This is a genomic window from Manganibacter manganicus (assembly GCF_002075885.1).
Classification (GTDB): Bacteria; Pseudomonadota; Alphaproteobacteria; order Rhizobiales; family Rhizobiaceae; genus Mesorhizobium; species Mesorhizobium manganicum.
In genome coordinates, this window is record NZ_MDET01000005.1 from 25,172 (window position 1) to 38,505 (window position 13,334).

18 protein-coding genes are annotated in these 13,334 nt (G+C 65.4%); all 18 read left to right on the top strand.

Features of this window, described 5'->3' with window-relative positions; all coding sequences use genetic code 11:
* Positions 1–273: 273 nt before the first annotated feature.
* Entirely contained in the window at positions 274–1,209 is a 936-nt protein-coding gene (locus tag BFN67_RS04450; RefSeq protein ID WP_080918431.1) for a DUF2493 domain-containing protein, read from the top strand.
* 156 nt (positions 1,210–1,365) lie between these two features.
* Positions 1,366–1,782 carry a hypothetical protein gene (locus BFN67_RS04455; protein WP_080918432.1) on the top strand — a complete coding sequence of 139 codons (417 nt, stop codon included), beginning with the start codon at positions 1,366–1,368 and terminating at the stop codon, positions 1,780–1,782.
* A gap of 707 nt (positions 1,783–2,489) precedes the next feature.
* Positions 2,490–2,891, top strand: a complete 402-nt coding sequence (locus BFN67_RS04460) for a single-stranded DNA-binding protein (protein WP_080918434.1) — start codon at positions 2,490–2,492, stop codon at positions 2,889–2,891.
* 223 nt (positions 2,892–3,114) lie between these two features.
* Positions 3,115–3,375, top strand: a complete 261-nt coding sequence (locus BFN67_RS04465) for a helix-turn-helix domain-containing protein (RefSeq protein ID WP_080918436.1) — start codon at positions 3,115–3,117, stop codon at positions 3,373–3,375.
* 30 nt (positions 3,376–3,405) lie between these two features.
* Positions 3,406–3,726 (top strand): DNA -binding domain-containing protein, encoded by a 321-nt coding sequence (locus tag BFN67_RS04470; RefSeq protein ID WP_425349737.1) that lies wholly within the window; start codon positions 3,406–3,408, stop codon positions 3,724–3,726.
* Between the two features lie 105 nt (positions 3,727–3,831).
* Positions 3,832–4,056: a transcriptional regulator domain-containing protein gene (locus tag BFN67_RS24695; RefSeq protein ID WP_080918440.1), complete on the top strand. Its 225-nt coding sequence runs from the start codon at positions 3,832–3,834 to the stop codon at positions 4,054–4,056.
* Between the two features lie 85 nt (positions 4,057–4,141).
* Entirely contained in the window at positions 4,142–4,615 is a 474-nt protein-coding gene (locus tag BFN67_RS04480; protein ID WP_080918442.1) for a DUF2285 domain-containing protein, read from the top strand.
* 140 nt (positions 4,616–4,755) lie between these two features.
* Positions 4,756–5,037 carry a helix-turn-helix transcriptional regulator gene (locus BFN67_RS04485; RefSeq protein ID WP_080918559.1) on the top strand — a complete coding sequence of 94 codons (282 nt, stop codon included), beginning with the start codon at positions 4,756–4,758 and terminating at the stop codon, positions 5,035–5,037.
* Between the two features lie 8 nt (positions 5,038–5,045).
* Positions 5,046–6,185 carry a replication initiator protein A gene (locus BFN67_RS04490; RefSeq protein WP_080918444.1) on the top strand — a complete coding sequence of 380 codons (1,140 nt, stop codon included), beginning with the start codon at positions 5,046–5,048 and terminating at the stop codon, positions 6,183–6,185.
* Positions 6,186–6,335: 150 nt separating this feature from the next.
* Positions 6,336–6,989 (top strand): ParA family partition ATPase, encoded by a 654-nt coding sequence (parA, locus tag BFN67_RS04495; RefSeq protein WP_080918445.1) that lies wholly within the window; start codon positions 6,336–6,338, stop codon positions 6,987–6,989.
* The gene (locus BFN67_RS04500) at positions 6,986–7,240 is read left to right on the top strand and encodes a ribbon-helix-helix protein (protein ID WP_080918446.1); all 255 of its coding nucleotides are present in this window, start codon (positions 6,986–6,988) and stop codon (positions 7,238–7,240) included. The genes parA and BFN67_RS04500 overlap by 4 nt, the downstream gene beginning before the upstream one ends.
* Positions 7,237–7,755, top strand: coding sequence for a DUF2840 domain-containing protein (locus BFN67_RS04505; RefSeq protein WP_080918448.1), 519 nt, complete (start codon positions 7,237–7,239; stop codon positions 7,753–7,755). The genes BFN67_RS04500 and BFN67_RS04505 overlap by 4 nt, the downstream gene beginning before the upstream one ends.
* Positions 7,752–8,300 carry a S26 family signal peptidase gene (locus tag BFN67_RS04510; RefSeq protein ID WP_080918450.1) on the top strand — a complete coding sequence of 183 codons (549 nt, stop codon included), beginning with the start codon at positions 7,752–7,754 and terminating at the stop codon, positions 8,298–8,300. Before BFN67_RS04505 ends, BFN67_RS04510 begins: the two co-directional genes overlap by 4 nt.
* Positions 8,301–8,346: 46 nt before the next feature.
* Positions 8,347–8,685, top strand: a complete 339-nt coding sequence (locus BFN67_RS04515) for a DUF736 domain-containing protein (RefSeq protein WP_080918451.1) — start codon at positions 8,347–8,349, stop codon at positions 8,683–8,685.
* Between the two features lie 3 nt (positions 8,686–8,688).
* Entirely contained in the window at positions 8,689–9,444 is a 756-nt protein-coding gene (locus BFN67_RS04520) for a lytic transglycosylase domain-containing protein (RefSeq protein WP_139789028.1), read from the top strand.
* 247 nt (positions 9,445–9,691) lie between these two features.
* Positions 9,692–11,458 carry a relaxase/mobilization nuclease domain-containing protein gene (locus tag BFN67_RS04525; RefSeq protein ID WP_080918454.1) on the top strand — a complete coding sequence of 589 codons (1,767 nt, stop codon included), beginning with the start codon at positions 9,692–9,694 and terminating at the stop codon, positions 11,456–11,458.
* 89 nt (positions 11,459–11,547) lie between these two features.
* The gene (locus BFN67_RS04530; protein WP_080918456.1) at positions 11,548–12,522 is read left to right on the top strand and encodes a hypothetical protein; all 975 of its coding nucleotides are present in this window, start codon (positions 11,548–11,550) and stop codon (positions 12,520–12,522) included.
* A complete protein-coding gene (locus tag BFN67_RS04535) occupies positions 12,519–13,304 on the top strand; it encodes a hypothetical protein (RefSeq protein ID WP_080918458.1) in 786 nt (261 codons plus the stop codon). The genes BFN67_RS04530 and BFN67_RS04535 overlap by 4 nt, the downstream gene beginning before the upstream one ends.
* Positions 13,305–13,334: the final 30 nt, after the last annotated feature.

Below are 13,334 nucleotides of genomic sequence, written 5' to 3' on the forward strand. Positions count from 1 at the left end.
TCCGGTCCTCCCGGTCTTCCTCCATCGGACGGGTCGGCGCCCGCGGCCTTCTTGAGAGGGCATGCGGCCCACAAGCGGGACGGTCGGGCAATGGCCGCGCTCCGGCTATTTTCCGCCGCGCGCCTGCGGCGCGCTTTGCATCGCGAGGCAAGATAGCCGCGCTTGGCCATCAGGGCCCTCGCATGCTCGGGCTGCCAAACCGTCCTGCCTGTGGGCTGGTCGCTGCCATGAAGGCCGCGATGGGCGCGGCTCACCCGACGAAGGAACCCCGAAATGACCTATCAGGACGACATGGCAGGCAACGAACCGATCCACAGCTCTTCCCAGACCGATCATGCCCTCACTGAACTCCAGCTTTACGGCTGGCTTCCGTTCCAGGACGAACCCGATCCGAGACCGCTCCCCGAGGGCAATATGGTCGCCAGCGCCGTCGCCGACATCTTCGACGCCCTGATCGCGACGCTCGAGGATACGCGCCTCGAACCCGAGCTCAGCGAATTGCTCTGGGGCACGGTCAATCTCTTCCATCGCGCCACGACGCGCAGCGAGCGGGAGCTCGACGACAACGAGCAGGCGCAGCGCCGGCTGCAGCGGGAACAGGACGGCTCCGAGGTGAAATCCGTCGAACTGGAGCGCCTGATCGCCGAGGGGCAGAGCCTGATCGAGCGCAGGAACGCGCTGGAGCTCTTCCGGGACCTCGCCGTCGAAGGGTTCGAGCGCCATCAGGGCAAACCTTGGCAACCCCGCAATGGCTCGCGGGTCAGCCACCGCAACCTCACCTCGGCGATGATCGACAGCCGGGATTTCCTGGCCGCCAAACGCCGGGCCGAGGCCGAGATGCTGCTGCCACAGGGGCCGAAGGTCGCCATCACCGGCGGGGCGGACTTCAACGATCACCGCCTGATCTGGTCAAGGCTCGACCAGGTTCATGCCAAACACCCGGACATGGTGCTGCTCCATGGCGGCTCGCCGAAGGGCGCTGAACTCATCGCCTCCCGTTGGGCCGATCATCGCAAGGTGCCGCAGGTGGCCTTCCGCCCCGAGTGGGCCAAGCACGCCAAGGCCGCGCCGTTCAAGCGCAATGACGCCATGCTGGACGCGCTCCCGATCGGCGTCCTGGTTTTCCCCGGCACGGGCATCCAGGAAAACCTCGCCGACAAGGCCCGCAAGCTCGGCATCCCCGTCATGAAATACCAGGGTGGCGCCTGAGCGCCGCTTTTCGATTCTGGCACCCTTGACCCCGGACATCGTCCCGGGGTCATATGACCAGACTTGCAGAACCGGCGAAGCAGCATAGTCGCAGGCGGAGCGTACGCATCGGCAGCCTGTCGTGATCCCTGGAAATCACTGACGCCGGAGGCTGTCATGACGCTTATTCTGCTCGCCATCTCGCTTTCCGTCACGCTCTGCGTGCTCGCCTTCAACTTCGCGATCTACGCGCTGCCGGTCATGGTCGGGATCTCGGCGTTCCAGCATGTCCACGCCGCGGGCGCGGGCTTTGGCCTGTCGGTTCTGGCCGCGCTTGGTGGCGCGGCATTCTCCGTCGTTCTGGTGATCGCTGTTCTGGGCTTTGCTAGGAACCCGTTTCTGCGCCTGGCGGCGCTCGCCGTGTTCGCCGCACCGGCGGCGGTCGCCGGCTATGCGCTCGCCCATGGGCTTGCTAAATATGCCTTCGACTCCGCGATCGCGCTCAACCTCCTCTGCGGAACCTGCGGGTTGATCGTGGCTGTCGCCGCGATGATCAATCTCAGCGCGCTCGGCGAGGATGTGTTGTCACGGTGATCAGGCACGAGCGGGTGGCCTGCCGAGGCGTCCGGTGCGTCGCACGATACAGATGCCGGGCACCCGCGCCAGGACCTTAGGACCTTCCGTTCCCAAGCGAGCAACAACCGGTCTGTGCCCATCCGCATGGTTCTGGCGCGCTCGGGCCGGCTGCTGAATTCGTTGAGGTGATAATCGCTGCAGTGCCCCGGGGGGCGACGCACGCCGGAACGAATTGGTGGGTGCCGCCACTGCGCCGGACCTAGACTTCATGCATTCCCGCGAAGTGTGAGCCGTTTCGAGACTGTTTCCGCAAGACGCGGTGCGTGGTGTCCAAGCCCGATACCGTTCTCGCGATCACTCCTGACCGCGGAAGTCACGCCGCCGGTGGCGGATGAAGAAGGGCCTGTCGCTGGCACTTGTGAGTGGGGCGGGTGGGGGCTGCCGATGAATTCCTGCCAGCGGGATGATTTTTCCGCACCCCGTCTCCGAGGACGCTTCCCGAAAGACCCTGTCCCTCCTCTTCACTGATCCCCTAAGCCCGTTCGGTTTCGGCCGGCAACCCCGGCGGCGGGACCCGTGTTGGCGCGTGCCGCACCTGCCCGCACCCCGTTCCGCCTTAGGGGTCGAGCGGATGCGCAAGGCACCCGTGCAGGCCTCTCCCGACGGTCTTGGCCGGGCATCATCGGAGGGACGGTCCCTCCGGTTGAAGCAACGGAGACTTGAAAATGCAGAACATCGTCATCCTCGCCGGCAACATCGGTCAGGCCCCGGAAATCCGCACCACCCAGGGCGGCACCTCCATCACCCACTTCACCCTTGCCACCTCGCGCCCGCGCTACTCCGAAGGCAAGGTCGTCCGCGACGAGAACGGCTACCGCGTCCAGGACACCGAATGGCACCGCATCACCTGCTTCAACGGCCTCGCCAAGACGGTCCAGCAGTATTGCGAGAAGGGCATGAAGGTCCTGGTCCGGGGCCGTATCCACTACACCAAGTGGACCGATCAGGCGGGCGTCGACCGCTACGGCTGCGAGATCATCGCCGAGACGGTCGATTTCCTGAGCCGGGCGAAGCAGTCCGAGAACGAGGACGGCAAGTTCATCGACGACGATGACGTGCCGTTCTGAGGCGGAAGACCAGAGGCCCGGCGGCGCAGGCCGCCGAGCCTCTTCTGCTGTCACCGTTCGGCGCTGGCACCGAGACGTTGCCGACGCCGATCCGAATCAGTTCGCGCCGCCGAGGGCGCTTTCGCTTGTTTTCAACGTCTTCTGTGTGGTAACTCGATCCAAGAGCGACTATAATAGTCGTAGTTCTGGCGTGCGCACAGGTTGCGATGGGAGGTGATCATGCATGATCACCGCCCGACAGTCGCGGGCCGCGCGCGCGTTGCTTGGATGGACACAGGAGACGCTCGCCGACAAAGCCCGGGTATCCCTGACCGCGCTCAAGCGCCTCGAATCCGAAAACCGGCTTGAGGTCTATGAGACGACGCGCGATCAGGTCAGACGGGCATTGGAAGCGGCGGGCATCGTTCTCCTGTCCACGGACAAGGGCGAGGGCGTACTGCTGCATCATGATGGAATTCCGCAAGACACCTCCCGATCAAGCTGAAGACACGTCAATGCCCCAGGGTGCGCGCACTTGGCGGGTCACGGCTGCGTATGCGATATTGCAGTGCTGATGGGGAAAACAGGATCCGAATTTCTTGACGAACCGCCTCCCGGGCCGGAGCTGACGCGCTACGACCGGGACCACATGGTGCTATACCTGCGCATCCTCGATGCGGAACGGGACGGGGCGGATTGGCGGGAGGTCGTTCGCATCCTGTTCGGGATGGATCCCGATCAGGATCCAGAGCGCTGTCGCAGGATGCATGACAGCCATCTCGCCCGGGCCCGCTGGATGACCGAACAGGGCTATCGCGAACTGGTCCGCGAAAGCCAGCGTCCGAAGCCGCGGTGATGCCGCAGGCGCATCGCTCCGTGCCGAGAGCGAACCTTCAGTAAGACAACTTTTCCGGGAAACCTCGCTCCGCCTGATGTTGTATGGAGATCAAGGGGGACCCAGTTGTTACTTGATCCGTCCCAATGGTGGTCTTCGGCCGAGTATGCGTATGCCGAGGATCTGACCGCGTCCGACATGGCCTGGGAATGGCTGCGCCGGAACGAGGCATACGATCGTGATTTTGAGGCCCTGACCGCCGCCGATGACAGCGAACAATCGCTGATGGAGGAAATCCGTCGGCACTGGGGGTTGTTTTGTCCCGCTCGATCCCCAAGAGGCAGCCCCTGAGGCGAACGTTCTCTGGCTGCCCGAAGAGGACACGAGCGTCATCGTCCTCGACGAGGTTCCGCCGCCGCTCGCGACGGGGACCGGCATGCCGCGCGGTGCCGATAATGGACGATCCGGGCCGGACGGCGAGGATGACAACGGCAATCGGCTCCTCAGCCTCGCCAACGGCGAGCGACTTCAGCTGACGTCCCTTGTCGCGGGCCTGGACGTTTCCGGCAGCGTCGCGCTGATCCCGCTCGCACCCGAGGGCTTCGATCGGCTCGACGCCGTCTACCGCCTGCTCGCGAGCCTTCATGGCCGCGCCATTCCGCCTGACAGACGATTGACCCGGCAACAGCGGCGGCGACACCGGACCATGCTGCAGGCCTTTGACGGAAGGCGGAGCGGTGCGACGCTCCTCGAGATCGCGCGGACCCTCTTTCGCCTGGGAACCATGGGCCGCGACGAATGGCAGGTGTCCTCGCACCGTTACGCGGTCATGTCCCTGCTTCGGGACGCCAATGCCCTGGTGGCGGGCGGGTATCGCGGACTGCTTCGTCATCATCGCCGACGACCATAAGCCATCTCCATGCCCGAGCCGGTGTGCGAATTTGGCCCGGCCATCTTCGCACTCCATCCACGCCGTGCCTCTCCGCCATCGTGACCGTCATCAGCCGCCCCTTCGACGCGGCAGTCACGATCAGCACGGAGACGCGTCCCATGCATCCCAGACCGACCGATCTTCCCCCGCGCTACCTGCGCACCAAGGAGGCCGCGCATTTCCTGAGCCTGTCGGCACGCACCCTCGAAAAGCACCGCACCTATGGCACCGGCCCCGCCTATCACAAGCTCGGCGGGCGCGTGGTCTATTCGGTCGATGATCTGCAGGCCTGGGCCAATCGCGGGGCGGTTACCTCGACCACCGATCCGCGCGGCGCCGTGCTGCCCGCCAAGCGGCACCAGGCGCCGGCGGACGCGCGCACGCGCAACTTCGGACGGTGAGGCGCGACATGTCCCTTCACCGCCTGTCCGGCTCCGAGCGCCAGAAGCTCGATCCCTTTATCATCGCCACGGGCGATGCCAGTCCCCGCGATCAGCGCGACCTGATGGAGCGGCCCTTCTTCTCGCTCACGAAGTCGCGCCGCATCACCCCGATCCTCTATGAGGCGGGGAATGTGCGGGTCGAGGTTTTCGCCGTAGCCGACCACGGCATGGCGACGATCTGGGACGCTGATATCCTGATCTGGGCTGCCAGCCAGATCGTCGAGGCGGAAAACCTCGGGCTCAGAACCTCGCGCTTCCTGCGGTTCACGCCCTATCAGCTTCTGACCGCGATCGGTCGCCGGACCGGGGCGAGCGATTACAAGCTCCTCAAGGGCGCGCTGACGCGGCTGCAGTCGACCTCGATCCGAACGACGATCCGCAACGACAGCCGTTGGAGGCGGCACCAGTTTTCCTGGATCAACGAATGGGAAGAGCTCACGCGCCAGGATGGCTGCGTCGAGGGCATGGAGTTCGTCCTGCCCGACTGGTTCTATCGCGGCGTCATCGATCGCTCGCTGGTGCTTTCGATCGACCCGGCCTATTTCCGGCTGAAGGGCGGGATTGAGCGCTGGCTTTACCGCGTCGCGCGCAAGCATGCCGGCCGGCAGCCTGGCGGCTGGCTCTTCGAGATCCGCCATCTGCACCACAAGTCCGGCAGCCTCGCCCGCGTCTCCGACTTCGCCTTGCAGGTGCGGCGCATCGCCCTGCGCCAGCCGTTGCCCGGTTATCGCCTGCGTATCGAAAGAGAGGGCCCGCGCGAACTGCTGCGGATCCTGCCGGCGCCCCAATCTCCGACACCTGTGGATAGTGCTGTGGATCCGATCGGGAGATCACACGCAGCGACTGTCGGGAGATCAAACGCAGCCCTATCGGGAGATCGCACGCAAAAACCGCAGTTAAGTCTTTGGCCTGAAACGGCGATTCCGGCCCTTAACTTAGAGTCTAACAATAAGAATAACTTTCTTTTGGGCCCGGGGACTGGGGAAAACTCCTGTCGGGGTGCCGGGTTTCGCGAACCGGGGCGAGGTTTCGTGAACCCGCTCCAGGAAACGCGAACCGAATTGCCGTTGGTTTCCAAAGACAAAGATGGAGCCGGCAATGAATGAACGGTTCCTCAAATCGTGGACTCGCGTTCCTTTAATCGTGGAACGGGATTTGCCGTTTATCGGCGACTCATTCATCCGCGCCATGCGGTCGATCACAGGCACCGGATTCGTGTCCGAGCCGCCTCTCGATGCCGGACCGGAGGCGGACCGATGATCGTCGCGCTCCTCAACCAGAAGGGCGGCGTCGGCAAGACGACGCTGGCGCTGAACCTTGCTGGGGAATGGGCGAGACAAGGCAAGCGCGTCACCCTGATCGATGCCGACCCGCAGGGCTCGGCCCTCGACTGGTCCGAACAGCGTGGTCATGGAGGACTGCCGCGGCGCTTCGGCGTCGTCGGCCTTGCCCGCGACACGCTGCACCGGGAAGCGCCCGACCTGGCGCGAAACGCAGATCACATCGTCATCGACGGCCCGCCGCGCGTCGCCGGTCTGATGCGCTCGGCGCTGCTCGCAGCCGACCTCGTCCTGATCCCGGTGCAGCCGTCGCCCCTCGACGGCTGGGCCTCGGCCGAGATGCTGGCGCTGCTTTCGGAGGCGCGCATCTACGGCCCGGACCTTGCAGCGCGCTTCGTGCTCAATCGTTGCGGCGCCCGCACGGTGCTCGCCCGCGAGACGGCCGAGACCCTCGCCGATCACGATCCTCCGGTGCTCGGCACCACCATCGGCCAGCGCGTCGCCTTCGCGGCCGCCGCGCAGACCGGCCGCCTCGTCTCCGAGCTCGATGGCGACCCGCCCGCCGCGCGCGAAATCGCGGCGCTCACCGCGGAAATCGACCGGCTCGGGCTCGGGAGGGGCGCGCCATGACGGCCAGAACCTCCCGCAAAGGGTTCGCCTCGCGGCCAGCCGATCCGGAGCACTGGATCCGAGCGGGCGAGGGGGCCTCCGCGCGCGGTCGCGACGCCTCCGGCTTCACCGCCCGGCTCACCATCGACGTGACGCCCGACCAGCGCGCGCGGATCAAGATCGCCGCTTTCGAGCGCGGCGTCACCGTCGCCGACATGCTGCGCGACCTTTTCGCCCGTGAATTCCCAACCCAGGACGGAGAGACGCCATGAGCGCCAAACCACCCCCCAAATGGATGGGTCATCCGCTGCCCGATGACGTCATCTCGGACCTGACCCTGGTCCAGCTGACCTGGCAGGAGCGCAGGATCGAGCACTGGATCCGCTTCGGCCGTCCGGCCTACGAGCGGACCCTGAACCGGGCGAGCCGCATTGTCGGCTTCGCGCCCGGAACCATCTTCGCCTTCGTCCGGTGGGCGGCGAACGGCTTCGGCACGGTTATCTCGCGCATCGACATCCTGCGCGCGGTTCCGATCGGCGCGCCGTATCAGACGCTGCCCTTCGTGCGCCCCGGCGGCGAACTGCTGCTCAAGATCCAGGGCTGGCCGAAAGTCGAGCGCGTGCTGCGGATGATCGACGTGATCGAGGCGCTCGCCATCGACCCGGGCGACGTTTCCCCGGACTACTGGCGGCATCTCCACAACCGCCTGACCGCCGGCGAGGACGCGCATGCCTATAACTGGTCGCAGCACCGGGCGTGGCTGAAACGGCGGGGCGTTCTGCAATGAACGCGCGCCGCACCATTCTCTGGGCGACGGCCGGCGCCGCCGTGCTGATTGCCGCGCCAGCACTGTTCGCCTGGCCACCGCGTCTCATCTGGAACGCCTCGGCGAGCGCCCCCGTCGGGCTCTATGCCATGCACGCCGCCCGCCGGCTTGAGGTCGGCGATCTGGTCGCCGTCCGGCCGCCGGACGCGCTCGCGGCTTTTCTCGCCGGGCGCGGCTATTTGCCTCTCGACGTGCCGCTGATCAAGCGCGTGCTCGCGCTCGCCGGCACACAAGTCTGCCGGAAGGGCGCGACGATCATCGCCTACGACCACGTCTATGGCGAGGCGCTCGACCGCGACCGGCTCGGCCGCGCTCTGCCGCGCTGGCAGGGCTGCCGTGTGCTCGCCGAGGGCGAGGTATTCCTGATGAACTGGGACGCGGCCGACAGCCTCGACGGGCGGTATTTCGGGCCTCTGCCCGTCACCGCGATTACCGCGAAGCTTTCGCCGCTCTGGACCGACGAGGACGGCGACGGGCGCTTCGAATGGCGCGCGGGCGCGCGGTGACGGGCGGACAATAGACAGTTTCACAGCAGCAGAAAGGACGAGACCAATGCCCCAGATCGGCGACTTCATCCGCGGCGAGGCTGGCTTTGCTGGACGCATCCAAACACTCATGCTCGACCTTGAGGTAAGCATCCTCCCCGCCGATCCGTCGGAGGCCGGAAACGCGCCGGACTACCGACTTTATCGCGGCGAGGGCGAGGACGTCCGCGAGATCGGCGCGGCCTGGAACCGCACCGGCGAGAAGGCCGGCGACTATCTCTCGGTGCTGATCGACGATCCGATGCTCGCCCATCCGATCCGCGCCAACCTGTTCCGGAACGGCGGCGATGCCACTGCTTGGTCGCTGCACTGGAACCGGCCGCCGAAGCGCGACGGAAAGGACTGAGCGATGCCGATTCCTCACATGGATCGATACCGCCCGCGTGCGGCCGGGCGTCCACACGGCGCCCGCCGCTTCGCCTCTCTCCTTCTTTCCGGCCTGCTCCTCGGCCTCCCACCGGGCGCGGCCGTTGTAGCACAAGGCGCGACCTCCGCCCTGCAATCCGAGGCCGGTCCCTATGCCGGCTTCATCGCGGAGGCGGCGCGGCGCTTCGCCATTCCGGAGCCCTGGATCCGCGCCGTGATGGGCGTCGAGAGCGCCGGCGATCCGCGCGCCGTCTCCTCCGCCGGCGCGATGGGCCTGATGCAGGTCATGCCGAACACCTGGGACGAGCTTCGGCTCCGCCACCGGCTCGGGCCCGATCCCTTCGCGCCGCGCGACAACATCCTCGCCGGCGTCGCTTACTTGCGCGAGATGTTCACCCGCTACGGCAACACGGCCGCAATGCTTGCGGCCTACAATGCCGGTCCGGAGCGCTACGACGAATATCTCGCGGACGGCCGGGCACTGCCCGCCGAGACCCGCGCCTATGTCGCGAAGCTCGCGCCTCTCCTTGACGGTTCGGTGTTGCCGGAGACTGCTGCGCAACCGTCCGACTGGCGTGAGGCGGACATCTTCGTCGGCGATTCCGATGCAGGTGAAACGCAGACCGGCCGCACACCTGACGGTACTCCGCCTGCACCGCCAGCCGGCGCCGACGGGTTGGCGCCGGCACCGACAGGCGGGATCTTCGTCGCCCGATCCGGCGCGGGAGGGGCGCAATGATGGCAATCGCGGCAGGGCGTGACCTGGCGGGTCTTTGGAAAGGTTCGGCGGAAAGGAGGACCGGGAGGAGAGGCGCGACGGAAAGAGGGCGAGATAAAAGCGCCTGCCACGAACGCCACAAGCCTCTGAAGAGGCTCGGCTTTTCGTGCGCAGGCGCGGCGGTCGCGGGCAGACTGCCCGGATTTTGTGAGGCATTTCAATCCTCCGGCCTGCACAGCGGGGTTTCTTGGCTTCCGGGAGGCACCGCATGAGCGATCCCGACCGCGAGTTCCGCATCCGTCCCGGCAAGCCACGCACGACCCCTGCGCCGCGCACCAAGGGCTTCATCGACCAGGTGCTGCGCGCCGCCCAGAAATCCGGTCATACCTCATCGTCCCCAGCGTCGAAGGGCAGGGGGCGCTCGACCTTCGGCCGCGGACACAACCGCTTCGGCCACTCGCGGCTGTTTTCGCCGGCGCGGCGGGTCGTCGTGAAGGCGCGCATCGCCCGGCACAAGGGCCGTGCCTATCGCGCCGCGCCGATGATGAAACACCTCTCCTATCTGAAGCGCGAAGGGGTCAGCCGGGACGGGGAGAAGGGCCTGCTCTTCGACGCGGAGCATGACCGGGCCGACGATCCGGGATTTGCCGGGCGCTGCGAGGAGGATCGGCATCACTTCCGCTTCATCGTCTCGCCGGAGGATGCGGGCCAGATGGAGGACCTCAAGGCGTTCACCCGCGATCTCGTCAAACAGATGGAGGCCGATCTCGGCACGAAGCTCGACTGGGTCGCGGTCGATCACTGGAACACCGACAATCCGCATGTGCATCTTCTCGTCCGCGGTGTCGACGAGACGGGCGCCGATCTGGTGATCTCGCGCGACTATATCAGTTCCGGTCTGCGCTCGCGCGCCGAGGACCTGGTCGCCCAGGAACTCGGGCCGAAGCCCGAGCACGAGATCCGAAACGCCCTGGAACTCGAAGTGACGGCCGAGCGCTGGACCCGGCTTGACCGCGAGGTCCGCGCCCGCGCCGACGACCTTGGCCTCGTCGATCTGCGTCCCGAGGCGAAGGGTCCTAATGATCCCGAATTGCGCCGGCTGATGATCGGCCGGCTCCAGCACCTGCGGAAACTTGGCCTCGCCTACGAGGGCGGCCCCGGCGAATGGATGGTCGGGCTCGAGGCCGAGCGTACGCTGCGCGCGCTCGGCGAACGGGGAGATATGATCAAGACCATGCACCGGGCCTTCGCGGAACGCGGTCAGGATCGCGGTTTCTCGGACTTCGCGATCGACGACAGTGCAGCAGGGGCGCCGATCGTCGGCCGACTGGTTGAGAAGGGGCTGCATGACGAGCTCACGGGCGAAGCCTACGCCGTCATCGATGGCACCGACGGTCGTGCCCATCATGTCCGCTTCCGCGGGCTGGACGCTTTCGAGCATGCCCCGCCCGAAGGAGGCATCGTCGAGGTCCGCCGCCTCGGCGGTCCGGATGATAAGCGCCCGACACTTGTCCTCGCCAACCGGTCCGATCTCGATCTCGCGCACCAGACCACGGCACCGGGTGCCACCTGGCTCGATCACCGGCTCGTCGAGCAGGAGGCGATGCCGCTTGCCATGGGCGGTTTCGGGCGCGAGGTACGTGAGGCGATGGACGCTCGCGCCGGGCACCTCACCGGCGAAGGCCTGGCCCGCCGGCAGGGCCAGCGCGTTCTTCTGCAGCGCAACCTGCTCGCAACCCTGCGCCGCCGCGAGCTCGATGCCGTGGGTGCGAAACTCGCGGACGAGACCGGTCTGCCGCATCACCCGGTCAAGGCCGGCGAGCATGTCGCCGGCACCTACCGTCGGCAGTTGGCCCTCTCTTCCGGCCGTTACGCGCTGATCGAGGGTATCGGACCGGACGGCGGCCCCGGCTTCCAGCTCGTGCCCTGGTCCCGCGAGATCGAGAACAAACTCGGTCAGCACGTCACCGGCGTCGTGCGTGGCAATGGTGGTATCGATTGGAGCCTGGGGCGGAAGCGGGGCCTGGGGATATGAGGTGAGGAGTTAGGAGTGACAGCCTGCAAAAGTACCGAATGCCGGCACACTGCTCTTGGCGATTCGACGCGATTTTGCGATGAAGCGACATGCCACTTGACCTGTTTAACCCCATCGTTCCAGAGAGCCGACTACATCCCAACTTCACGCGTCTCGTCGGTGAAGCTGACGATGGTATTCGCGCCGTGCTCCGCGATTGGGCGGACGGCTTCGCCGACAGGGATGGCAAGTTTGTCAATGAGTTTCAGCGGACGTTCAATTCCTCCTGGTGGGAGCTCTATCTTTACGCGGTCCTGAAGAGTCTCGGAATACGGGTGGATTTTTCCTTCGACGCTCCGGACTTTGTTGCGCCGGATGCGAACCTTGCGATCGAGGCGGTCATCTCGGCCCAGGGCCAGGGTATGACGCCGGAATGGGAGAAGACGATCAAGGACCTGACAAACACCGGAGAGATCGGCGCACGGTATCTTGAGAACCTGGTCCGGCTTTCCAACAGCATCGATTCCAAGGTGCGCCGATATCGCGAGCGCTATTCGCGTCTGCCACACATGCAGGGGAATGCCTATGTCATTGCGATCCACAACTTCGCCACCCCGGATGCGCACCAATTGGGTGACGTGGCGATGCAGCGGCTTCTTTACGATGTCTGGGAAGAAGGAGAATTCCTGAAGGACGGTCGGATTCCCTTGCCGACAGGATTATTCCTTGACGACCGGATGAGTGAGGTCAGTGGAATTCTCTTCAGTAGCTTGGCCACGTTCGGTAAGGCCCGTGCCCTGGCGAACTGCGAAGGCACCTTTATCTTCCAGGCAATTCGCATCCGTAACAATGTCGAGCCGATCACGATCGGAGCGAGGAAATCGAACTACCGGGAAAGCCTGCGCGACGGTCTTCGTCTTTTTCACAATCCGAACGCGGCCATTCCGCTCTCGGATGGCTTGTTCGCGCCCGATGACATCAGGGAATTCCGGCTGGTCGATGATGAGATCTGGACCAGTTGTCATCCGGACGGCGATCTCTGCATGCGCCAGGTGCAGGCGATCCATGTGCGGCCCGCGACATGATCAGCATCAGCGAAAGGCTGTCCGAGTTTACTTACGGGTACGGCGTGGTCGAGGAGACCCGGCGATTGCTCGAGACGGTGGGATGGAATGCTGTACCCTTTCTGCCCAGCCTCGTGCATGAGCAGGAGGTCGGTTTTGACGTCGCCTTTTCAAAGCCCGGCGCCGTTCTCATGCTTCAGTTCAAGCTGGGCCACCAGCTCAGCCGCTTCAGGCGAAGCCATCCTGGTCAATCCATTCCGGCGCTAGCCAGGCCGTTCTGGCGCTTTCAGGTCGACACAGGCGAGCATCAGTTTCTGAGACTGTGGTCGTCCGAGGTTCTCGGTGCAGAGGTCTACTACGTTGCGCCACGCTTTGCCGACTGGGCCCGTTATGAGTTGCTGTTCCGATCGGGCAAGGTCCTCGAACAGTCCTTGCTGATCACGCCGTCGGAAATCCGGAACGCGACGCCAGGTCCGACGGCCGAGCACCGGATCGTGTACGATCGTTCACGGCGATATGTCTGCTCGGATCCGGTTGAGACCCCCGATGTGAAGGTCGACGACCTTGTGCAACGCATTGCGGCCCGCGGCGCAAAGAAAGATGAGCCGCTTGCATACACGGTTAAACGATTGGCCAATGAGCAAACCGAAGGGCGCGCGACAAGGCGGCTATCGCAGGGCCAGCGCGAGCAGCTCCGTGACCGTGCCAGAACGCCCGCCGAAGGAGATGCCGCCGTCTTCGCTCTGGAGGCCTGGCTTCAGGGTGCCCAGACGATCTTCGTCGGTCAGCCAGTCGAGCTTTAGACCGGCTAACCTTCGAAAATTCGTCGACCC

Coding starts and splice junctions, on each gene's coding strand:
- BFN67_RS04450 (WP_080918431.1), top strand. CDS start 274: ATGACCTATCAGGACGACATGGCAGGCAACGAACCGATCCACAGCTCT.
- BFN67_RS04455 (WP_080918432.1), top strand. CDS start 1,366: ATGACGCTTATTCTGCTCGCCATCTCGCTTTCCGTCACGCTCTGCGTG.
- BFN67_RS04460 (WP_080918434.1), top strand. CDS start 2,490: ATGCAGAACATCGTCATCCTCGCCGGCAACATCGGTCAGGCCCCGGAA.
- BFN67_RS04465 (WP_080918436.1), top strand. CDS start 3,115: ATGATCACCGCCCGACAGTCGCGGGCCGCGCGCGCGTTGCTTGGATGG.
- BFN67_RS04480 (WP_080918442.1), top strand. CDS start 4,142: ATGCCGCGCGGTGCCGATAATGGACGATCCGGGCCGGACGGCGAGGAT.
- BFN67_RS04485 (WP_080918559.1), top strand. CDS start 4,756: ATGCATCCCAGACCGACCGATCTTCCCCCGCGCTACCTGCGCACCAAG.
- BFN67_RS04490 (WP_080918444.1), top strand. CDS start 5,046: ATGTCCCTTCACCGCCTGTCCGGCTCCGAGCGCCAGAAGCTCGATCCC.
- parA (WP_080918445.1), top strand. CDS start 6,336: ATGATCGTCGCGCTCCTCAACCAGAAGGGCGGCGTCGGCAAGACGACG.
- BFN67_RS04500 (WP_080918446.1), top strand. CDS start 6,986: ATGACGGCCAGAACCTCCCGCAAAGGGTTCGCCTCGCGGCCAGCCGAT.
- BFN67_RS04505 (WP_080918448.1), top strand. CDS start 7,237: ATGAGCGCCAAACCACCCCCCAAATGGATGGGTCATCCGCTGCCCGAT.
- BFN67_RS04510 (WP_080918450.1), top strand. CDS start 7,752: ATGAACGCGCGCCGCACCATTCTCTGGGCGACGGCCGGCGCCGCCGTG.
- BFN67_RS04515 (WP_080918451.1), top strand. CDS start 8,347: ATGCCCCAGATCGGCGACTTCATCCGCGGCGAGGCTGGCTTTGCTGGA.
- BFN67_RS04520 (WP_139789028.1), top strand. CDS start 8,689: ATGCCGATTCCTCACATGGATCGATACCGCCCGCGTGCGGCCGGGCGT.
- BFN67_RS04525 (WP_080918454.1), top strand. CDS start 9,692: ATGAGCGATCCCGACCGCGAGTTCCGCATCCGTCCCGGCAAGCCACGC.
- BFN67_RS04530 (WP_080918456.1), top strand. CDS start 11,548: ATGCCACTTGACCTGTTTAACCCCATCGTTCCAGAGAGCCGACTACAT.
- BFN67_RS04535 (WP_080918458.1), top strand. CDS start 12,519: ATGATCAGCATCAGCGAAAGGCTGTCCGAGTTTACTTACGGGTACGGC.